This is a genomic window from Pseudomonas sp. P8_241 (assembly GCF_034008315.1).
In the GTDB taxonomy this organism is placed as follows: domain Bacteria; phylum Pseudomonadota; class Gammaproteobacteria; order Pseudomonadales; family Pseudomonadaceae; genus Aquipseudomonas.
The window spans coordinates 2,141,256-2,162,522 of sequence record NZ_CP125377.1; the positions used below are offsets into that span (position 1 = coordinate 2,141,256).

At 61.4% G+C, this 21,267-nt stretch carries 19 protein-coding genes and 1 pseudogene; 9 read left to right on the forward strand and 11 right to left on the reverse strand.

Annotated elements, in window-relative coordinates; all coding sequences use genetic code 11:
* Positions 1-127 precede the first annotated feature (127 nt).
* The 5 genes from paaE to paaA all read right to left on the reverse strand — a co-directional run bounded on the left by paaE (position 128) and on the right by paaA (position 3,926).
* A complete protein-coding gene (gene paaE, locus QMK58_RS09810) occupies positions 128-1,204 on the reverse strand; it encodes a 1,2-phenylacetyl-CoA epoxidase subunit PaaE (RefSeq protein ID WP_320396193.1) in 1,077 nt (358 codons plus the stop codon).
* Positions 1,205-1,238: 34 nt separating this feature from the next.
* Complete coding sequence (paaD, locus tag QMK58_RS09815; RefSeq protein WP_053157070.1) at positions 1,239-1,772, reverse strand: 1,2-phenylacetyl-CoA epoxidase subunit PaaD; 534 nt, start codon at positions 1,770-1,772, stop codon at positions 1,239-1,241.
* Complete coding sequence (gene paaC / locus QMK58_RS09820; RefSeq protein ID WP_320396194.1) at positions 1,759-2,520, reverse strand: 1,2-phenylacetyl-CoA epoxidase subunit PaaC; 762 nt, start codon at positions 2,518-2,520, stop codon at positions 1,759-1,761. Before paaC ends, paaD begins: the two co-directional genes overlap by 14 nt.
* Positions 2,521-2,528: 8 nt before the next feature.
* Positions 2,529-2,810 (reverse strand): 1,2-phenylacetyl-CoA epoxidase subunit PaaB, encoded by a 282-nt coding sequence (gene paaB, locus QMK58_RS09825; protein WP_053157074.1) that lies wholly within the window; start codon positions 2,808-2,810, stop codon positions 2,529-2,531.
* A gap of 126 nt (positions 2,811-2,936) precedes the next feature.
* On the reverse strand, positions 2,937-3,926 hold the full coding sequence (gene paaA, locus QMK58_RS09830; RefSeq protein ID WP_320396195.1) for a 1,2-phenylacetyl-CoA epoxidase subunit PaaA: 990 nt from the start codon (positions 3,924-3,926) through the stop codon (positions 2,937-2,939).
* A gap of 676 nt (positions 3,927-4,602) precedes the next feature.
* Between paaA and QMK58_RS09835 the strand changes: the two are divergent.
* The 7 genes and pseudogenes from QMK58_RS09835 (at position 4,603) to QMK58_RS09865 (ending at position 12,894) form a co-directional block, all read left to right on the forward strand.
* Positions 4,603-6,629, forward strand: a pseudogene (locus QMK58_RS09835) (type VI secretion system tip protein VgrG).
* Complete coding sequence (locus QMK58_RS09840) at positions 6,626-7,477, forward strand: DUF4123 domain-containing protein (protein ID WP_320396196.1); 852 nt, start codon at positions 6,626-6,628, stop codon at positions 7,475-7,477. Before QMK58_RS09835 ends, QMK58_RS09840 begins: the two are co-directional and overlap by 4 nt.
* A complete protein-coding gene (locus QMK58_RS09845) occupies positions 7,474-9,615 on the forward strand; it encodes a toxin VasX (RefSeq protein WP_320396197.1) in 2,142 nt (713 codons plus the stop codon). Before QMK58_RS09840 ends, QMK58_RS09845 begins: the two co-directional genes overlap by 4 nt.
* Complete coding sequence (locus tag QMK58_RS09850) at positions 9,593-10,744, forward strand: hypothetical protein (RefSeq protein ID WP_320396198.1); 1,152 nt, start codon at positions 9,593-9,595, stop codon at positions 10,742-10,744. The genes QMK58_RS09845 and QMK58_RS09850 overlap by 23 nt, the downstream gene beginning before the upstream one ends.
* A gap of 34 nt (positions 10,745-10,778) precedes the next feature.
* Positions 10,779-11,681 carry a hypothetical protein gene (locus QMK58_RS09855; RefSeq protein WP_320396199.1) on the forward strand — a complete coding sequence of 301 codons (903 nt, stop codon included), beginning with the start codon at positions 10,779-10,781 and terminating at the stop codon, positions 11,679-11,681.
* Positions 11,678-11,932 carry a hypothetical protein gene (locus QMK58_RS09860; protein WP_053159893.1) on the forward strand — a complete coding sequence of 85 codons (255 nt, stop codon included), beginning with the start codon at positions 11,678-11,680 and terminating at the stop codon, positions 11,930-11,932. Before QMK58_RS09855 ends, QMK58_RS09860 begins: the two co-directional genes overlap by 4 nt.
* Complete coding sequence (locus QMK58_RS09865) at positions 11,929-12,894, forward strand: hypothetical protein (protein WP_320396200.1); 966 nt, start codon at positions 11,929-11,931, stop codon at positions 12,892-12,894. Before QMK58_RS09860 ends, QMK58_RS09865 begins: the two co-directional genes overlap by 4 nt.
* 60 nt (positions 12,895-12,954) lie before the next feature.
* Here the strand turns inward: QMK58_RS09865 and paaK are convergent, their stop codons facing one another.
* The 6 genes from paaK to paaF all read right to left on the reverse strand — a co-directional run bounded on the left by paaK (position 12,955) and on the right by paaF (position 19,163).
* The gene (paaK, locus tag QMK58_RS09870; protein ID WP_053157592.1) at positions 12,955-14,280 is read right to left on the reverse strand and encodes a phenylacetate--CoA ligase PaaK; all 1,326 of its coding nucleotides are present in this window, start codon (positions 14,278-14,280) and stop codon (positions 12,955-12,957) included.
* A 99-nt stretch (positions 14,281-14,379) separates the two neighbouring features.
* Positions 14,380-15,591 (reverse strand): 3-oxoadipyl-CoA thiolase, encoded by a 1,212-nt coding sequence (pcaF, locus tag QMK58_RS09875; RefSeq protein ID WP_053157595.1) that lies wholly within the window; start codon positions 15,589-15,591, stop codon positions 14,380-14,382.
* Positions 15,584-16,033: a hydroxyphenylacetyl-CoA thioesterase PaaI gene (gene paaI, locus QMK58_RS09880; RefSeq protein WP_053157598.1), complete on the reverse strand. Its 450-nt coding sequence runs from the start codon at positions 16,031-16,033 to the stop codon at positions 15,584-15,586. The genes pcaF and paaI overlap by 8 nt, the downstream gene beginning before the upstream one ends.
* Entirely contained in the window at positions 16,026-17,543 is a 1,518-nt protein-coding gene (gene paaH / locus QMK58_RS09885) for a 3-hydroxyacyl-CoA dehydrogenase PaaH (RefSeq protein ID WP_053157600.1), read from the reverse strand. Before paaH ends, paaI begins: the two co-directional genes overlap by 8 nt.
* A 3-nt stretch (positions 17,544-17,546) precedes the next feature.
* Complete coding sequence (paaG, locus tag QMK58_RS09890; RefSeq protein ID WP_053157604.1) at positions 17,547-18,338, reverse strand: 2-(1,2-epoxy-1,2-dihydrophenyl)acetyl-CoA isomerase PaaG; 792 nt, start codon at positions 18,336-18,338, stop codon at positions 17,547-17,549.
* A 51-nt stretch (positions 18,339-18,389) separates the two neighbouring features.
* Entirely contained in the window at positions 18,390-19,163 is a 774-nt protein-coding gene (gene paaF / locus QMK58_RS09895) for a 2,3-dehydroadipyl-CoA hydratase PaaF (RefSeq protein ID WP_053158000.1), read from the reverse strand.
* A 347-nt stretch (positions 19,164-19,510) separates the two neighbouring features.
* On the opposite strand from paaF, the gene paaY reads away from it, so the two are divergent.
* Complete coding sequence (gene paaY, locus QMK58_RS09900) at positions 19,511-20,107, forward strand: phenylacetic acid degradation protein PaaY (RefSeq protein ID WP_053157607.1); 597 nt, start codon at positions 19,511-19,513, stop codon at positions 20,105-20,107.
* A 158-nt stretch (positions 20,108-20,265) separates the two neighbouring features.
* Positions 20,266-21,189 carry a phenylacetic acid degradation operon negative regulatory protein PaaX gene (gene paaX, locus QMK58_RS09905; RefSeq protein ID WP_320396201.1) on the forward strand — a complete coding sequence of 308 codons (924 nt, stop codon included), beginning with the start codon at positions 20,266-20,268 and terminating at the stop codon, positions 21,187-21,189.
* Positions 21,190-21,267: the final 78 nt, after the last annotated feature.

Consider the following 21,267-nt stretch of genomic DNA (forward strand, 5'->3'; position numbering starts at 1 on the left):
TTTTTTGGGGTGACCACGGTTTTCCCCCTGTAGGAGCCGGCTTGCTGGCGATAAGGCCGGTGAAATCACCGGTGAACTCATTGGCCTTATCGCCAGCAAGCCGGCTCCTACAGGGAGGTGTTGCTTTTCAGAGCTGATCGAAATCCAGCACCACTTTGTCGCTGATCGGGAACGCCTGGCACGACAGCACATAGCCGGCGGCCACTTCGTAGTCTTCCAGGGCGTGGTTGCTGTCCATTTCCACTTCGCCTTCGATGACCTTGCACTTGCAGGTCGAGCACACGCCGGCCTTGCACGAGTAGGGCAGTTCGGCGCCTTGGGCATTGCCGGCATCGAGGATGCTCTGGCTGTTGCGCGGCAAGTCGAACGCCAGTGCGCGGCCGTCGCTGATCACGGTGATCTGGCTGACCGCCGCATCCACTTGGCGCGCCGCCTCACGGGCTTCGCGTTTTTGCTGGCTGCCGGCGGCGGCGAACAGTTCGAAATGGATGCGCTCAGGTTGCATGCCCTTGGCCTTGAGGCTGTCGCGCACGGTCTCGGTCATTTCCTGCGGGCCGCAAATGAACGCGGCGTCGAGGGCTTTGACGTCGAGCCAGCGGCTGAACAGTTGCTCGCATTTCTCGGCGTTGATCCGGCCGTTGTACAGGTCGACGTCCTGCTGCTCGCGGCTGAACACGAAGATCAGGTTCAGGCGTTGCAGGTAACGGTTTTTCAGGTCTTCCAGCTGCTCGCGAAACAACGCGCCGGAGCTGGAACGGTTGCCGTATAGCAGCGTGACGCGGCTGTGGGGCTCGGTTTGCAGGGTGGTCTTGATGATCGACAGGATCGGTGTGATGCCGCTGCCCGCCGCCACGGCCAGGTAATTGCCATGGCGCGCCGGGTCGAGCTCGACGCAGAAGTGCCCGGCCGGCGGCATCACTTCCAGGGTGTGTCCGGCTTTGAGCTGTTCGTTGGCAAACGCCGAGAAGCGTCCACCCGTCACACGCTTGATGGCGACGCGCAGCTCACCGTCGTTGACCCCGGTGCAGATCGAATAGGAACGACGGACTTCTTCACCGTCCAGTTGGGTGCGCATCACCAGGTGCTGGCCTTGGGTGTAGTGAAAGCTGTCTTGCAGTTCCTGCGGAATCTCGAAGGCGATGGACACCGCGTCACGGGTCTCGGTGCGCACGTCCTTGATGGTCAGGCTGTGAAATTTGCTCATTGTTATTCTCCAGCTGGGACGGCCGATTCGCCGCTCAGATGCACTTGAAATAGTCGAACGGTTCCCGGCAATCGACGCAGCGGTACAGGGCCTTGCACGCGGTGGAACCAAACTCGCTGAGCACCTCGGTGTGGGCGCTACCGCATTGCGGGCACACCACCTGCGGGCTTTCGCCGAGCAGGCTGCGTTTGCTGGTGCTGCCCTCGGGCGGCGCGATGCCGTAGGCGCGCAGGCGTTCGCGACCGTCGGCGCTGATCCAGTCGGTGGTCCAGGCCGGGGTCAATTTGCGCTCCAGTTGCGGCGCTTTGAATCCGGCGAGTTCCAGCGCTTCGCGGATGTCGCTCTCGATCACTTCGGTCGCGGGGCAGCCGGAGTAGGTCGGTGTGACCACCACGTGAAGGTGGCCGGCCTGCCAATCCAGATCGCGGACAATGCCCAGGTCAACCACGCTGACCACCGGCACTTCCGGGTCCATGACTTCGGACAGAATTGCCCACGCAGCCGCCAGGTCGGTCGGTTGAGCCGGCCGGGCGCCGAGGTCGCTGGCGATCAGATCACCAGGTTGCATCGGGGTACGCTCGTGGCAGGAACTGCATTTCGGCCAGCAGAATGCCCAGGTGTTCGGTGTGCAGACCCTTGCGCGCATTCAGGTAGAAATAACTCGGTGCGGCAGGCACGGGCAGGGTGGAGCTACTGAAGATCTGCTCCACTTTGGCCAGCCATTGTGCGGCGACGCTGGCGATGTCCGGAGTAATGCCCGCTGCATTCAAGCGCTGTTCGCTGTCATCGGCGGCGATCAGTTCCACGGTAAAGCGCCAGACTTCGGGGATTGCCGCGAGCATGCGCTTGTGGCTTTCCTCGGTGCCGTCACCCATGCGCTCGATCCATTCGCCGGAGCGGCGCAGGTGATAGGTCACTTCCTTCACCGCCTTGGCAGCGATCCCGGCAATGCGCTCGTCGCTGGACTGACTCAGCCCTTGCAGCACCGGCAAATGCCAGGCGTCATAGAGGAACTGCTTGAGCATGGTCACCGCGAAGTCGCCGTTGGGTTGTTCCACCAGCAGCAGGTTGCGATAAGCGCGCTCGTCACGACGGAACGCCAGGTGATCGGCGTCGCGGCCGTCGTCCAGCAGTTCAGCGGCGTATTCCAGCCAGTTACGCGCCTGGCCTACCAGGTCGAGGCCGACGTTCATCAACGCCAGCTCTTCTTCCAGCGCCGGGGCCTTACCGCACCATTGGCACAGGCGCTGGCCCTGGATCAGGGCGCTGTCACCGAGACGCAGCAGGTATTCGATCAGATCAGTCTTGTTGTCCATGGTCGACCTCACATGTGTCCGACTTCGGCCGGCAGCTCGTAGAAGCTGGCGTGGCGATAAACCTTGTCGTCCGACGGATCGAACAGCGGGTCCTTTTCATCCGGCGACGAAGCGGTGATCAGCCCCGAAGGCACCACCCACAGGCTCACGCCCTCGCTGCGACGGGTGTACAACTCGCGAGCGTTCTCGATGGCCATGGTGGTATCGGCGGCATGCACGCTGCCGACGTGCTTGTGGTTGAGGCCGTGCTTGCTGCGCACGAAAACTTCGAAGAGGGTCCACTCGGACATTTCAGTTACTCCACATCGTTTGCTTCTGTAGGAGCTGCCGCAGGCTGCGATCTTTTGATCTTCAGCGGCTTCAAAAGCGCCAAAAGATCGCAGCCTTCGGCAGCTCCTACAGGGGGTCGGATTGCCTTATGCGGCGTTCTTGTTTTGTTTTTTGCGGGCGTGGGCGACGGCGGCTTCGCGAACCCAGGCACCGTCTTCAATCGCCTTGCGGCGGGTGGCGACGCGTTCCTGGTTGCACGGGCCGTTGCCCTTGAGCACTTCGTAGAACTCGCTCCACTGGATGTCGCCGAAGTCGTAGTGGCCGGTTTCGGCGTTCCACTTCAGGTCCGGGTCAGGGCAGGTGCAGCCCAGCAACTCCAGCTGCGGAATGGTCTGGTCGATGAAGCGCTGGCGCAGTTCGTCGTTGCTCTGGCGCTTGATCTTCCAGGCCATGGATTGCGCGCTGTTCGGCGAGTGTTCGTCGCTTGGGCCGAACATCATCAGAGACGGCCACCACAGGCGGTTGATCGCGTCCTGGACCATGTCTTTTTGCGCCTGGGTACCGTGGCGCATCATGGTCAGGAGGATTTCGTAGCCCTGGCGCTGGTGGAAGCTCTCTTCCTTGCAGATGCGCACCATGGCCCGGGAGTAGGGGCCGTAGGACGTACGCTGCAACACCACCTGGTTGACGATCGCCGCGCCATCCACCAGCCAGCCCACGGCGCCCATGTCGGCCCAGTTCAGCGTCGGGTAATTGAAGATGCTCGAATACTTGGCCTTGCCGCTGTGCAACTTGGTGATTTCTTCATCGCGGTCGGCGCCCAGGGTTTCCATGGCGCTGTACAGGTACAGGCCGTGGCCGGCTTCGTCCTGGATCTTGGCCATCAATTGCAGTTTGCGTTTGAGCGACGGCGCACGGGTGACCCAGTTGCCTTCGGGCAGCATGCCGACGATTTCAGAGTGGGCGTGCTGGGAAATCTGCCGGATCAGGGTCTGGCGATAAGCATCTGGCATCCAGTTCTTGGCTTCGATCTTGATTTCTGAATCGATTTTTTCCTGGAAGGCGCGTTCCTCTTCGGACATTTCCGAGAGGTCCTTGATGCGCTTGACGCCTGTGTCTACGAGCTGTGCGTACATTTTTGTTCTCCCGCCTTGAATCTGTTCTGAGGCATGGAGAACTTTATAAGCGATACACAAATTAATATCAAACACAAAATGACGTGTCGCATTTGTTTTTTGTATCGCTTTGGAGGGCGAGGTGTTTTTTTGATGTGGTGTGAGCAAGCAAAAGACTTGCCCCGCCATCGGGCCAAAGCCAAACCCTGTCGTCGAAGAGGCTCGGGGCGTGAAGGCGGCAGCCAAGGCGTCGCAGGGGAGGTGTCAGGAAGGAGTTTCAAGCGATGGCGGAAGGGTTGGGCAGAGAGCGTTTTTCATGCGATCAGGCGTCATCCCCTGTATCGGATGGCGTCAGTCGATAGAGCTCGAAAGGCTTCAGTATCTGAATAGGGGCGTATGGCCATTATGCGCAAGAAGTTGCGCACTCTTTTTCTGAAAAACACCGGGTGATCTTGCTACAGACCAGGCCGTTCAAGGGCTGTAGCCAAGTGCGCAAGAAGTTGCACAGTACTGCGCAACTTCTTGCGCACTTTTGGCTGGAATTTCCAGGTCAAAAATGGATTTCAATCATGGCTGTTTCGTAACTTGTTGTTATTCAAGCGTATTTAAAAATATGGCACAAACCTTGATCTGTTAATCGGCACCTTGGCGGGCAATTCAACCTTCAAGTCTCATTTTTCAGCTTAAGGACAAGTCTATGTTCGCGCCGGCCCATACCGCGCATTTCGAACTGAAAATTCCCACCGTACGCAACGATTTCAAGGTCCTGGCGTTTGACGGTGTCGAAAGCATCAGCACCTTGTATGCGATCCGGGTGGAGTTGGTCAGCGAGTACCCGGATCTGGACCTGGAGAGCCTGCTCAGCCAGCCGGCCTTTCTCCGGTTCGGTCACAACGGCGAAGGCCTTCATGGGCGTATCGAAGAGGTGTCGGTCGGTGCGTCCGGCAAGCGCCTGACGCGCTACCATTTGACCCTGGTGCCGGCGCTGCACTACTTGCAGTTCAGCCACAACCAGCGGATTTTCCAGCACCAGAGCGTGCCGCAGATCATTGCCGAGGTCCTCAAGGGGCACGGTATTCTCGGCGATGCCGTGACCTTCAACGTCAGCACCAGTCCCGTGCGTGAATACTGCACGCAATACGGGGAAAAGCGACTTCGACTTCATCCAGCGGCTGTGCAGCGAAGACGGGATTGCCTGGCACCATCAACACAGCCCGGATGGGCATCACCTGGTCTTCAGCGACGATCAGACCTGGTTCCCCAAACTCGGCGAAACGCCTTGTCAGCCAGGTTCTGGCCTGGTCGCCGAGCATCCGGTGGTCAGCCAGTTTTCCCTGCGCTTGAGCACCCGAACCAGCACGGCCACGCGCCGCGGCTATGACTTGAAACGCCCCAGCCGCTTGCTGGAAAGCCAGATCACCGCCGGGTTTACCCCGACACTCGAAGACTACCGTTACCCGGCGCTGATCGAGAATGAAAAACTCGGCCGACAACTGGCCCGTCAGGCGCTGGAGCGGCACCGTGTCGACTACCAACTGGCCGAAGGCCAAAGCGACCAGCCGAGCCTGCGCAGCGGTCATTTCTTTGGCCTGAGCGAGCACCCGCGGCAAGCCTACAACGACTTGTGGTTGCTGCTCAGTGTCCATCACCGGGGCAAACAACCCCAGGTGCTTGAAGAGTCGGTCAGCAGCGACGTCCAGCCTGAAGACGGCTTTACCCAGGGCTATCGCAACAGCTTTGGCGCAATTCCCTGGGACGTGTTTTATCGTCCGCCGCTGCTCGCGCGCGCCTCGCAGCTGGTCAGCCAGACCGCCCGGGTCACCGGTCCTGCGGGGGAGGAGATCTTTTGCGATGAACATGGGCGGGTCAAGGTCGAGTTTCATTGGGACCGCGCCGAACGCAACAGTGACAAGAGCAGCTGCTGGCTGCGGGTGTCATCCGCGTGGGCGGGTGAACAATTTGGCGCGGTGACTATCCCGCGCATCGGCATGGAAGTGCTGGTGACCTTTCTGGAGGGCAACCCCGACCAGCCTTTGATCACCGGCTGCGTGCCGAACACGGTTACCGCCGTGCCGTACCCCTTGCCGGAACACAAGACCCGAACCGTGCTGCGCAGCCACAGCTCACCGGCCAATGGTGGCTACAACGAGCTGTCGATCGAAGACCGCGCCGGCCAGGAGCTGATCTACCTGCGCGCCCAGCGTGACCTACAACAGCAAGTCCTCAACGACAGCCGGCTGGAGGTGGGTAACCAGCGGCATGAAATCATCAAGGGCGACAGCATCACGGTGCTGGAAGGGGCAAGAGCAGCGCACCGTGACTGCCGACCGCAAGGTCGAGCTCAAGGCCAACGATTATTTGCAGGTGGCCCACAGCAGCCACACCCGTGTCGGCCAGACGCTGGTGGCCGAAGCCGGCCAGCAGGTGCACCTCAAGGCCGGGGCGAATCTTATCCTCGATGCCGGGGTCAGCATCACCTTGAAAGCCGGCGGCCAGCACATCGTGATCGGGCCGGGTGGCATTTTCAGCAGCACAGAGATTCAAATCGGCGGAGCACCGGTGCCGGGTCCTCCTGCGCAGTCGGCCCTTTCGGATACTCCCGTGAACATCGAAGCGTCGGTTGCTCCATCACCGGCCGCACAGGGAGCGGCTTTGGTTCAAGCCGCTGAGGTTGCTGCCCCGATCTGTGCGGTGTGCCAAAAACTGGCACAGGTGAACCCATGAATCAGGCGTATTTGCTGCTCGATGCAGCCCAGATCGCCAACCTGCCGATCCGTCTGTTTGAATTGGGATGCAATACGGTGTTTCACCCCCTGTATCAACAGACGGCTTATCACGCTCTGGACGCGGTGGGTCCGGTGCTGGTGCCGGTGCTTCCAAATAGCCCGCTGGCACGCACTTTTATTCAAGAGTGGAGTGAGACGGCGGGTATCTGGCTGGAATCCGAGGCGGATGAGGCAGTGTTGTTAGTGCACCTTCGCAGCCTGATTCACGCCCGCGTCGAGGGCGATGTCACGGTCTTTTTCCGGTATTACGACCCGCGCATCACCCATTTGTGGCTCGCTGACCTGCTGCCCACGGAGCGTGATGGGCTGATGGGGCCGATTCGACTCATCATGCTGCCGGAGTCGGTTGATCGCTCCGGTTTTATTCGCCAGGAAAATCCTGAACAAGCGGCGGCGCAATACGCGGATAAACCCTGGTTATACCTTTCTGCGCAACAACTGGATCACTTGAACCAAGCCAAGCGCCAATGCCTTGCCCGGCGCTTGATCGAGCATAGCCAGCAGCATTTCCCACAGTCCCTGCAAGGGTTGGATCACGCCGCACAACAGCAGTGGGCTGCGAGCTGCCAACGCAGCGCTGAGCGACAGGGCTACGGTGCCGCCGACGAAGTCATGTGCTGGGCCAAGTTTCACGCCGTGCTGGGTGAGGACTTTCCCTGCGCCCCCGGCCATGGGGTTTACCGGCAGATTCTCGCCGAAGCAGGCGTTTTGCCAGAACAACGCCTGGAAAACCTGAATGCCGAACTGACACGGCAGTTGCTCACCGACAAGGAGTTCTCTGTATGAGCGCAGATAGACTGGCGATGGTCGATCGCCTGGCACAGGCCGACCGTGCCGCCAAGGCGATGCCGCATGAAGATATCAATAGCCCCTTGACCCCTTGCCCGGCCCACCAGCCGGTACTGTTCGTGGTGCCGGTGCGTTATGCCCTGGGGGAAGAAAACGCCACCCAGGCCTGCTGCCAGCCCGGGGTTGGCACGCAGAGTCATCCCCTGGCGACACGGCGCCTGCGGGCCGGTTTTCTCTACCTGTGGCAAAACAACGGTCCGTTGAAACGCTATGCGGTCGCGGCAGATGGTTTGCTCAGCGAGCAAGCGCTGGAGGACGAGACGACCCTCTTGCAGAAGGGTAACGTGGCGGGGCTGGCCCTGGAAAAAATCCACGACGCCTGGATGCTCTACAGCGAGTTCCCGCTGAACGCCGAGCACTGCCAGTCGCTGAGCGACAGCCATGCCCAGCGCGCAGCGCACATGCGCCACGTGGCCTTGCGCACGGTGGCCGACGAGCTGCAAGCGCCCCATTGCCCGCCGCTGGCGAGCGCCGATCAAGTGCTGGCCGAACTCATCCCGGACACCTATGCCCGGTCGATGAAAGCGGATCAAAAACAGGGCGGTGAAGACACCGGCGCGCTGGGCGCCACGGCGATGAAAGCCCCGACCCCGGCCAACATCAAGGCCTACACCGACGCCATGCACCGCGCCCGTGAGCGCGAACGTATCCTCGCCGAGTACCCCGACGCCAGCGATCAGCCGCCGGGTCAGTGGAGTGCCGAGCCGTGGGACGGGCAGGGCACCCGGGACTGGCTGGACCGCGCCAGATCCCAGGCTGGGCCCTTGTTCAGCGTGTTCGCCTGCCTGGACGACGATCTGGGCGTGCTGCGGGACATCAACCATGAGCAAGAGTGGCTGGAGGCGCGTCACGAACAGTGGCTGGGCGACAACAACTTGCGCCTGAGCATCGGCGGGTTCATTCGCAGCCTGATCAGCGAAGACGGCGCCGAGCTGGCCGGCACGCTCAGCTACCGATACAAGGATCGCGACATCAGCCTCACGCCCGAGCAGGGCGAGGTGATGCTCAAGGCCCAGCACCGGCTGGATGAGGAACTCAAGGCCGAAACCCGTGCCCGCCAGTACGGCGGCCAGCCCACACAGGCCGAGGCGGCCGCCCGCGATGCGCGCATCGCCGCCATCGTCGCCCCGGTGCGGGCGTTTATTCCGGCGGACTTGTACACCGAAGCGGAATTCGTCGTCCGCGAGTACCGCGCGCAAAAGCACGCCAACCTCAACAACCATTTCTTGAGTGATAAAGTCAGCGAGTACATCGACCTCAAGGCGATGAACACCTGGCTCGAAGAGACCGCGCCGGCGCACTACCAGCAGATCGAGCAGCGTCACACCGCGTTGTTCGCCGACCGCGGCCAGTACCTCAAACGCTCGCGCAGCGGCACCTGGTTTGTCGATTACGACGACCTGGAGACCCGCCAGTGGCTGACCGAACTCGCCACCGGCTGCCTGACCGCCCAATGCATCCGCGCCCAGGGGGCCGAACAGTACGCCGACTATGTGCGCGCGGCGGACGGTGGTGCGCTGACGCACCTGTTCAACGCCTGGACACCCACGATCGACGCCGCCGTCAATAACGTCAGCCGCCTGGGCGAACTGATGGCGGCACTGGCCGACGACAACCTCAATGCCACGCACCTGGCGCTGGCGCCATTGAGCAAGCCGATCCTGCACGACATCGCGGCCATGGCCCGTGACGTCGGCAGCGCGTGGAGCGTGCTGGTCAAGCGGCTCGCGGCGGCCTTGCTGGTGCTCAAAGGCGATAAAGCCTTCAGCAATGCCTGGCTGGGCATTTTCGTCGCCGCGCGTCTGGGCAGCGATGCGCGCTTGCAGTTCGGCGTCGAAGGGAGCCGGCAGCTGTGGAAACTGCTGGGACAACAGGCCGACGCGTTGGACGGCTGGGTGAAAACCACCGGCAAGGCCATTGGGGCCGGGCGGGTGGAGCGGATCGTCAACTCGCCGGCGGTGGCCAACAGCGGCGGCGTGGTGCCAGTGGCGGCGTTGTTATTGAACGTGCTGAATGCGCAGAACTATTTGAGCGAGGCTGGGGGGTGGAGGGATGGACAGTCGACGGGTGTATGACACGGTGTCGGCGACGTTGTATGCGGGGGCGGCGTTGGTGGCGGTGATTGATCATCAGGTGCGGAAGGGGTTGGGGAAGGATAGGTTCTTTATTCGAACATCTGCAGCTCCGACTCTGACGCTGTTTGGTGGGGTGATTGGCGGGTTGTCTGCAGGTGCCGCGTATCAGGAGTTTAGATCGCTACAAAAGCAACTAGAAGATGCCCAGAGCCGAATCGATCCATGGCTGGACATGCGCCAGACTGTGGTTGGTGGACAAATCGCAGCCTTCGGTGCCCAGGCATTGTTGGGGACTACTTACACAATGAAAGCCTTGGCAGGTTCCATAACTGTCGAAGCCGCCATCTTGCGCTACACGCTGTACCTGGGGCCGTTGAACTGGCTGATTGCCGTGCTGGGCGTGCTGCACTTGATCACTTGGGTCTTCGAGCAAACCCCGCTGCAAAACTTCCTCAACTTCTGTTGCTGGTCAAAAGCCCGGGCGCTCGACCTGGCCCCCATCGCAGCCAAAGCCCAGGAGGAAGAACTCGATAGGCTGTACTTCATCCTGTATGCACCTCGGGTCAGCATGCAAAGCAGCACGGAATCGACCCTGGGTAGTGGCGCGTCGGGCCTTGCCTTCGTCAGCGCCATCAAGGCCCTGACCATCGATTTACCGGGGGCCGAGCCCGGCAGTGCCTACCTGGAACTGAGCATGATCGGTGATCCCGTGGATACCCAGGCTTACCGCCATCTGATCAAGAACAGCCCCAACCAACATTTCAAGCCGCCGCGTCCCTGGCGGGACATGACGCCGCACTGGCTGGTCAGCAGCATTTGCGAGTGGATACCGTTCAAGGACGGTCAGGGTCTGCGCCTGAGTGGTCCCTTCAAGGCGCTACGCGATGTCTTGGGCACAACCCCCAGCAGCGTTTCCCTGCGGTTGCGCTATCGCACGCCACTCCTCGCCATGCTCGGCGCCCCGACCTTCATCGGTGGCGAAGCAGGGCTGGCCTTTACCTTGAGCGACAGCACCGGCGTGATCGCGCTGCGGAACGACCCGACGCCTGAGCTGGATCGTGTCCCGCGATACCGGCTCGGCGAAGATCATCCCGGCGCCTCTTACCTGCAACCCAAGGACAAACCATGAGCACGCCCGAGGCAGGCACCACAAAAAACGGCTGTTGTCGCGCAACGATTATTTGGCGCCGCTGCCCATCCCTACGGGAGAAAAGCCGTGTGATGTGCTCAACATCATTTGGCGCAAAAATGAGGTGTTTCTGGATGTCGGCAACTACAGCATTGGTTCGGCGGTGATGACCATTTGGCCGGGGGTGATGCTGTTTTTAGCCATGTCTTTTTTTACTCGAAATCTCGACATTGAATTCAGTCAAGAGATTTTGATATTGGGCGCAGTTATTATGGGCATTCCTATCTGTTTGGTAATCCAAGGCCTCTTCCGCGAAGTCCCCTTACCCATACGCTTCAACCGCCAACGCCGCGAAGTCTGCGTCCCACGCGATAACGGCGAATACTGGCTCGTCCCCTGGGAAAGCGTGACCGCCGCCGCCACACAGCACTCTTCCGTCAGCCAGGCTGGCCGCAACACGATGGGCTTGCTGGTCATCGGCTTCGAGAATCCGGATCCCCACGCCGAGGAAGACAACAAGCACTTTTCGCTGGGTTTCAACTGCGGCGGCGGCACCACGGCGATGGCGTTGTGGGAGTGCATGCGCAGCTACATGGAGATCGGGCCGGCAGCAGCGCCGGAGGCGGCTGCGCTCAACTCGGGAGCGAACCTGCGCTACTACATCGATTACATGAGCGACAAGGCCAAAGAGCGCGGTTGGATTTTGACGCTGTTGTGGGAGGGCGTGTTCGGCGTATTCATCTTCAATGCTCCTCTCGCCACCTATCTGCAAAGGAAAAAGCTGTACCCACCGCCCGACCTGCTCTATCCCGACATCATCGAATGGTCCAAACCACTCCCCCCGGAACAATGGGCCAAACGCTCCCCGGAACTGGAAGCCGCCATCGCCAAACGCGAGGCTGAACTCGCTAGCCAGCAAGAGCGAGAGCTGGCGTGACGACAAATCCTCAAGGCCGGTTGCCCAGCACCGTTTCCCTGCGGTTGCGCTATCGCACGCCACTCCTCGCCATGCTTGGTGCCCCGACCTTCATCGGTGGCGAAGCAAGGCTGGCCTTTACCTTGAGCGACAGCACCGGCGTGATCGCGCTGCGGAACGACCCGACACCTGAGCTGGATCGTGTCCCGCGCTACCGGCTCGGCGAAGATCATCCCGGTGCCTCTTACCTGCAACCCAAGGACAAACCATGAGCACGCCCGAGGCAGGCACCACAAAACAACGGCTGTTGTCGCGCAATGATTATTTGGCGCCGCTGCCCATCCCTACGGGAGAAAAGCCGTGTGATGTGCTCAACATCATTTGGCGCAAGAATGAGGTGTTTCTGGATGTCGGCAACTACAGCATTGGTTCAGCGGTGATGGTGCTCTGGCCGATGGTGGTACTGTTTGCATTTATGGGTTATCTGTTCAGAAATGATCACGATGAAATGCACCTTTTTGCGGTGATGACCACCATCATTATTGGTGTGCCTACCGTTCTCTTGATCCAGGCCCTATTCCGCGAAGTACCGCTCCCTGTGCGCTTCAACCGCCAACGCCGCGAAGTCTGCGTCCCACGCGATAACGGCGAATACTGGCTCGTCCCCTGGGAAAGCGTGACCGCCGCCGCCACTCAGCACTCTTCCGTCAGCCAGGCTGGCCGCAACACGATGGGCTTGCTGGTCATCGGCTTCGAGAATCCCGATCCCCACGCCGAGGAAGACAACAAGCACTTTTCGCTGGGCTTCCACTGCGGCGGCGGCACCACGGCGATGGCGTTGTGGGAGTGCATGCGCAGCTACATGGAGATCGGGCTGCAAGTTCTCCCGTTAACCAATGATTTTGAAGGGGAGCGAGAGAGACTGCGTGGAAGGAATGTTTTCTGGGGTGTTTTCTGTGACTACTTGAATGGCATCAGACAACATCTGGCAGCCTGGGAAATTGACAAGGCATTGTGGCTTATCATCGGCGCCGTACTGTTCGGGGCACCGCTGGCAATGATGCTGCAAGCGTGGAAATTGTCACCGCCACCCGCGTTGACCCACCCCGATATCATCGAATGGTCCAAACCACTCCCTCCGGAACAATGGGCCAAACGCTCCCCGGAGCTCGAAGCCGCCATCGCCAACCGCGAGGCTGAACTCGCTAGCCAGCAAGAGCGAGAGCTGGCTTGACAACACCCGCCAGAATCCAAAAAAAACCCCGCAAAAGCGGGGCAGTAAGGGGTGCAGCAGTCATGCTTTAGGACGTTTATCCAACACGTGGCAAGCCTTGCCTTCCGATCGCTTGATCGAATGGAGCGGCTGCAAAACGATCCGTGAACTGATCCCGATGTACGTCTTGATGTGCTTGCTCAACTCCCCGCAAACAGCCTTCTGCTGTTCATCGCTCAGGTGCTGGTGCTCAGCCTTGAGTTCGACATGCACATCAACGCTGTCCAGGTTGCCATTGCGATACAGATGAATCTCGTAGCACTCGGCAAGTTGTTTGACTTTCAGTACCTGCTCCTCGATCTGCGTCGGGAACACGTTGACGCCGCGGATGATCAGCATGTCATCGCTGCGCCCGGTGATCTTGTCGATGCGTCGCATCGGCCGTGCAGTACCCGGCAGCAGTCGCGTCAGGTCGCGGGTGCGGTAGCGGATCATTGGCAGGGCTTCTTTGCTCAGGGAGGTGAACACCAGTTCGCCCATCTGCCCGTCCGGCAGCACTTCGCCGGTGATCGGGTCGATGATTTCCGGGTAGAAGTGGTCTTCCCAGATGGTCGGGCCGTCTTTGGTTTCGGCGCATTCCATCGCCACACCCGGGCCCATGATTTCCGACAGACCGTAGATGTCGAGGGCGGTGATGCCCAGGCGGTTCTCGATGGCGCTGCGCAGTTCGGCGGTCCAGGGTTCGGCGCCGAAGATGCCCAGACGCAGGGCCAGTTTGTGCGGGTCGATGCCCTGACGCTCGATTTCATCGGCGATGTTGAGCATGTAGGACGGCGTGACCATGATGATGTCCGGCTGGAAATCCTTGATCAGCTGCACCTGTTTTTCGGTCTGGCCGCCGGACATCGGGATCACCGTGCAGCCCAGGCGTTCGGCACCGTAATGGGCGCCGAGGCCACCGGTGAACAGGCCGTAGCCATAGGAAATGTGCACCTTGTCGCCACGGCGGCCACCGGCGGCGCGGATCGAACGCGCCACCACGTTGGCCCAGGTGTCGATGTCGTTCTGGGTGTAGCCGACCACGGTCGGTTTGCCGGTGGTGCCGCTGGACGCGTGCAGGCGCACGATGTCGTTCATCGGCACGGCAAACATGCCGTAGGGGTAGTTGTCGCGCAGGTCGGACTTGGTGGTGAAGGGGAACTTCGCCAGGTCGTCCAGGGACTTGATGTCGTCCGGGTGCACGCCCAGCGCATCGAAACGCTGACGGTACAGCGGCACGTTGTTGTAGGCGTGGTTCAGGCTCCAGCGCAGGCGCTCCAGCTGATGCTGGCGCAGCTCGTCGATGCTGGCGGTTTCCAGCGGGTCCAGCACAGGATTGAGCTCTGCTTGGGCTATTGGCATGTTCATGTGTTCACTCGAATTGTTTTTGTGTTCCAGCCCTTTTGCACAAGGGCTTTGAGTGCATGTCCCAAGGATACCTCTCGGCTCCTCGGGAATCGCGATTCTTTAGTGGGATAGACGTTCGATGATCAGCGCGATCCCTTGGCCGACGCCGATGCACATGGTGCACAGGGCGTAGCGGCCATTACGTTCCTCCAGCTCATGCAGGGCGGTGGTCACCAAGCGCGCGCCGCTCATGCCCAATGGATGGCCCAGGGCAATGGCGCCGCCGTTGGGGTTGACTCGCGGGTCGGTGTCGCTCAGGCCCAGTTCACGCAACACGGCAAGGCCTTGGGCGGCGAAGGCTTCGTTGAGTTCGATCACGTCCATGTCGGCCAGGCTCAGGTTGGCTACTTCCAGCACTTTGCGCGTAGCCGGGACTGGGCCGATGCCCATGATCCGTGGTTCGACGCCAGCGGTGGCCATGGCGACAACGCGGCCCCGGGCGGTCAATCCGTGTCGTTTGGCGGCTTCGGGGCTGGCCAGCAGCAGCGCGCAGGCGCCGTCGTTAACGCCAGAAGCGTTGCCGGCGGTGATGCTGCCGCCTTCGCGGAATGGCGTGCCGAGTTTGGCCAGTTGCTCAAGGGTGGTGTCGCCGCGCGGGTGTTCGTCGTGCTCGACCACTTTGGCCGGGCCTTTGCGCTGGGGAATTTCCACCGCGACGATTTCCTTGGCCAGGCGTCCATTGGCCTGGGCGGCAGCAGCACGTTGCTGGCTGCGCAGGGCGAAGGCGTCCTGGTCGGCTCGGGAAATGTTGAATTGTGCGGCGACGTTTTCCGCCGTTTCCGGCATGGAGTCGATGCCGTAGGCCTTTTTCATCAGCGGGTTGACGAAGCGCCAGCCGATGGTGGTGTCGAAGATCTCGGCCGACCGGGAAAACGCCTGCTCGGCCTTGCCCATCACCAGCGGTGCGCGGGACATGGATTCAACGCCGCCCACCAGCATCAGCCCGGTTTCGCCGCTGCGAATGGCCCGGGCGGCGGTGCCGATGGCATCCAGCCCGGAGCCGCACAGGCGGTTGAGGGTGGTGCCCGGCACACTGACCGGCAGCCCGGCCAGCAACGCCGACATACGCGCCACGTTGCGGTTGTCTTCGCCGGCCTGGTTGGCGCAGCCGTAGATCACGTCGTCGACGCTGCTCCAGTCCACTTGCGGGTGACGGCGCAGCAATTCACGCAACGGCACCGCGCCGAGGTCGTCGGCACGCACGCCGCTCAGGACGCCGGCGTAGCGGCCAATCGGGGTGCGGACTGCGTCGATGATCAGGGCGTCATTCATTCGGATTCTCCCGCGTCAGCACCGGGCCGCGCACTTTGTAGGATTTGCCATGGAACAGGGCGATCAACTGGCCCTGCTGATTTTCAATGCGTACGTCGTAGTTGCCGGTGCGCCCGGAGCGGCTTTGTTCAATGCAGTCGGCGTTCAGTGTGTCGCCCAGGCGAGCTGGGGCGATGTAATCGATGCTGCAACCAATGGCCACGGTCGCTTCGTTGTAGCTGTTGCAGGCAAAGGCGAATGCCGAGTCGGCGAGGGCGAACAGGTAGCCGCCGTGGCAGGTGCCGTGGCCCTGGACCATGTCGGCCCGCACGGTCATGCCCACGCGGGCGCAGCCGGGACCGGCCGAGAGCAGGCGCATGCCCATCCCCAGGCTGGCGGCGTCACGCTGGAGCAAGGCCTGGGCGCATTCGCTGGCCAACGTCATGGCTTCATGGTTAGTCATGGAAGTTTCTCCCTTCGGCGACGCGACGGCGCAGCAGCAGCGACGGCCGGTAGCGTTCTTCGCCGTAACTGGCTTGCAGGTTTTCCAGGGTTTGAAGAATGTGCGGCAGGCCGACGGCATCGGCCCAGGCCAGCGGCCCCTGTGGATAATTGACCCCGGCGCGCATCGCCAGATCGATGTCGGCGGCGCAGGCCACGCCTTGCAGCAGCGCGTCGGCCGCTTCGTTGGCGAGCATCGCCACGGTGCGCAGGACGGCGAGGGCAGGGCTGTCACTGAGCAGGCTGACTTTGCAACCAGCCCGCTGCAACAGGGCGACGCCTTGTTCGAGTGCGACCGGATCGATGCCAGCCGAGTGGCTGATGGCGATGCGTTTGGCCTGTGCATAATCCGCCGCCAGATCCAGCAGGATCAGGTTGCGCAGTCCATCTTCCCTGGCGCGCTGGCAGGCCATGCGCCCGTCACTCAGGGCCATTACGGCATCGCCGACTCGCAGCAAGCCTTGCCCGTCACGCCGGATGATTTCGATGCCGTGTTCCTGCAAGCGTGGAATCAGGCCTTGGGCGATGCCCAGATCACCTTCGATCACGCAAGCCTGGATGGCCGCATCGCTGCTGATTTCGGCAGGCTGCGGCCGCACCGCGCCCTGTGCATAACTGTAGAAGCCCTGACCGCTCTTGCGTCCAAAGCGTCCACCGTCCACCAGCTCTTTCTGGATTAGCGACGGCAGGAAGCGAGTGTCCTGGTAATAGGCATCGAACACCGAACAGGTCACGGCGTAGTTGACGTCGTGGCCGATCAAATCGGTCAGCTCGAAGGCGCCCATGGCAAAGCCGCCGGCCTCGCGCATCAACGCATCCAGTGTCGGGCAGTCGGCCGCGCCTTCCTGAAGCATCCGCAGGCTTTCGGCATAGAACGGCCGTGCCACGCGGTTGACGATAAAGCCCGGTGTGGAGCGGGTGTGCACCGGTTTTTTGCCCCAGGCCTTGGCGGTGTCGTACAGGCATTCGGCGAGTGCCGGATCGCTGGCCAGACCGGAGACGATTTCCACCAGCGCCATGACCGGTGCCGGGTTGAAAAAGTGCAGGCCGAGCAGGCGTTCTGGATATTCGAGTTGTGCGCCAATGCTGGTGATCGACAGCGAAGAGGTATTGCTTGCGAGGATGCAATGCTTGCCGCAGATGGCTTCGAGCTGGCGGAACAGGGCGCGCTTGACCTCAAGGTTCTCGACGATGGCTTCGATGATCAGGTCGCAATCGGCCAGGGCTTCGATGGCCTGCGCCGCTTGCAGACGTGCAATCGTCGCGCTGCGCGATTCGGCCGACAGCTTGCCGCTCTCGACTCGTTTGCCCAGTTGCCGGTCGATGCCTTCAATCGCTTGCGCAGCAGCGCCGGGACGATTGTCCAGCAGAAGCACCGGGTGCCCGGCCTGTGCCGCGACCTGGGCAATGCCCGCGCCCATGGCGCCGGCGCCGATCACCGCAATGCGTGCAGAAATGTTCAGTGCGGTCATGACTCAGCGTCCCTTGAAGCTTGGGGTGCGTTTTTCCATGAAGGCGCCGACACCTTCGCGGTAGTCCTCGCTGCGCCCGGCCAGGCGTTGCAGGTCGCGTTCCAGCTCCAGCTGTTCGTCGAAACTGTTGCTCATGCTGGCGTTGAGGCTGCGTTTGATCAGCGCCAGGCCGTAGGTCGGCTGAGTCGCCAGATGGCGGGCCAGTTTCAAGGCTTCGTCGCGCAATTGGGCGTCGTCCACGCACTGGTAAATCAAGCCCCATTGCTCGGCTTGTTCGGCGCTCAGACGGCTGCCCAGCAGGGTCAATGCCTTGGCGCGGGCCATGCCGACAAGGCGCGGCAGGGTCCAGGTGCCACCGGAATCAGGGACCAGGCCGATCTTGCAGAACGCCTGGATGAAGCTCGCCGAACGCGCCGCCAGCACCAGGTCGCAAGCCAGCGCAATGTTGGCGCCAGCCCCGGCCGCAACGCCGTTGACCGCGCAGATCACCGGCATTGGCAGGTCGCGCAGTTGGCGGATCAACGGGTTGTAGAACTTCTCGATGGACTCGCCCAGGTCCGGCACGGCGCTGCCCGGCGCGACATTGCGGTCGCTCAGATCCTGGCCGGCGCAGAAGCCGCGGCCTTCACCGGTCAGCAATAACACACGCACGTCCGGGTTCTGCCGCACTTGCTTGAGCGCTTCTTTGACTTCGCCATGCATCTGGGTGTTGAAGCTGTTGAGCTGCTCCGGCCGATTGAGGCTGAGCAGGGCGACGCCGGCGTCGATGGAAAACAGGATGTGTTCGAAGTTCATGGTCTTGGCGTTCTCTTGGCAGTCGTTCGAATTCGGATGTCGTTGGCCGCTTTATTGCCCGGTGAAAGTCGGGCTGCGCTTTTCCTGGAAGGCTGCAATGCCCTCGTCGCGGTCGCGGGTGCCGGCCAGCACGGTGAAGGCGTGACGCTCGAAACGCAGGCCGCTGGCCAGGTCGGTGTCCATGGCCTTGAGCAGTGCTTCCTTGGCCAGGCGCGCTGCCAGCGGTGCCTTGGCCGCAATGCTGCGGGCGATGTACAGGGCGCGCTCGACGGTGAATTCCGGTTGCGTCACTTCGCTGACCAGCCCGGCGCGCTGGGCCTGGCGGGCGTCGATTGCCTCGCCGGTCAGGACCATCTGCATGGCCATGGATTTTCCGACGGCGCGCAGCAAGCGTTGGGTACCACCGGCGCCGGGCATGATCCCGAGGTTGATTTCCGGTTGCCCGAAGCGGGCATCTTCGCCAGCGATAATGATGTCGGCGTGCATTGCCAGTTCGCAGCCACCACCGAGGGCGAAGCCGTTGACGGCGGCGATGAGCGGTTTGCTGAAGCGGGTGATGGTTTGCCACGAAGCCTGGCGCGGGTCGTCGAGGATGCCGACCAGATTGCGCTCGGCCATTTCCTTGATGTCAGCCCCGGCGGCGAAGGCCTTGCGGCTACCGGTGAGGACCACGGCGCGGGTGTCGGGGTCGGCCTGCGCGGTGCTTAGCTCAGTGGCCAGTTCGCCCAGTAACTCGGTGGTCAGAGCGTTCAGGGCTTGCGGGCGCTGCAGGGTAATCAGGCGGACGCCAGGCTCGATCAATTCGACGGCAAGGGTCAGAGGCATGGCGATGCTCTCACGGTTCACGCTCGGCGTGGCGCCGGCTCGTTATTGGATCGGCCGCAGGGGCCGGTTTTGCCGAAGTATAGCTATAACGTGATACGTAAAAGCAATACTGAAATGTATTTAATGTGTCTTATTGGGGGGTGTTTGTATTTCATTGTGGCCTGTTGAAGGGGTGGATTTAGTGGATTTGGTCCTGAATATATTGGGGTTTATGGCGGTTTTTGGGGCGAATTGGCATTCGTCGGAAAGGTGCATTTCAAGTGATACGCTTTTTAATCTTTGTGATGTTAAAAGTGATGTGATACAAAATGAGTCATTATCCGCATCGCTTTGTGAAGGAGCCGTCCATGACCTGCTACAGCCTTGATGGCCTGACCCCGGTGGTTGACCCGAGTGCTTATGTGCATCCGTCCGCCGTGTTGATCGGTGACGTGATCATCGGCCCGCATTGTTATGTCGGGCCGCTGGCGAGCTTGCGCGGTGACTTTGGGCGGATCGTGCTGGAGGAAGGCGCCAACCTGCAGGACACCTGCGTGATGCACGGTTTTCCCGACAGCGATACCGTGGTCGAACGCAACGGCCACATCGGCCATGGCGCGGTGCTGCACGGTTGTCGGATCGGGGCCGACGTGTTGGTTGGCATGAATGCGGTGGTGATGGACAACGCGCGGATTGGCGCACGCTCGTTCGTGTCGGCGGCTGCCTTCGTCAAGGCCGGTTTCGAATGCCCGGAGCAGTCGCTGGTCATGGGCGCCCCGGCCAGCGTCAAACGCACCCTCAGCGATCAGGAAGTCGCGTGGAAGCTGGCTGGCACCCGGGAGTATCAGCAACTGGCCCAGCGTTGCCTGACACAGATGCACGTCTGCGAACCGTTGAGCGAACCGGAGCCGGATCGCCCGCGGATCAGTGACAGTGGGTTGCGGCCCAAAGGCAGCAGCCTGTGAACACAGAGCCCCAGTAGGAGCCGGCTTGCTGGCGAAGCTGTGTCAGCTACCTTGGTGTCGACTGACACACCATCGCCAGCAAGCCGGCTCCTACAAGGGATTGGTCTTAACCAGTTAGCTTTCGGTATATTCCTTTTCTTTTTTCGCACGGAACGCCCATGTCGTCCCTGACGCCCTTGAACCATCTGATTACCCGCTTCCAGGAGCAGACGCCGATCCGCGCCAGCTCCTTGATCATCACGTTGTACGGGGATGCCATCGAACCCCATGGCGGCACTGTCTGGCTGGGCAGCCTGATTCAGCTGCTCGAACCGATCGGCATCAATGAACGGTTGATCCGCACCTCGATTTTCCGCCTGACCAAGGAAGGCTGGCTGACCGCCGAAAAAGTCGGTCGTCGCAGCTACTACAGCCTGACGGGCACCGGCCGTCGCCGTTTCGACAAGGCCTTCAAGCGGGTCTACAGCACGACGATGCCGGCCTGGGATGGTTCCTGGTGCCTGGTGATGCTGTCGCAACTGACCCCGGACAAGCGCAAGCAAGTGCGCGAGGAGCTGGAATGGCAAGGCTTCGGCGCGATTTCGCCGGTGGTGCTGGCGTGCCCGCGCAGCGATCGTTCCGACGTCAACGCGACGCTGCTCGACCTCGGCGCCCAGGAAGACACCATCGTTTTCGAAACCACCGTCCAGGACGTACTGGCCTCCAAGGCGCTGCGCCTGCAAGTGCGCGAGAGCTGGAACATCGAAGAGCTGGCGACCCATTACAGCGAGTTCATCCAGCTGTTCCGTCCGTTGTGGCAGGCACTTCGCGAACAGGAAAACCTGCAACCGGCCGACTGCTTTCTGGCGCGGATCCTGCTGATTCACGAATACCGCAAACTGCTGCTGCGCGACCCGCAACTGCCGGATGAATTGCTGCCCGGCGATTGGGAAGGCCGCGCCGCCCGGCAGTTGTGCCGCAACATTTACCGTCTGATTTACGCCAAGGCCGAAGAGTGGCTCAACAGCGCACTGGAAACGGCCGATGGTCCGCTACCGGATGTCGGTGAAAGTTTCTATCGGCGTTTCGGCGGACTGAAGTAACACGTCATTGTTCAGGGAGCGGTGCGGTTCAGGAGACTTGAAGCATCCCGATGTCGTGTGGATTGACGTAGACAATAA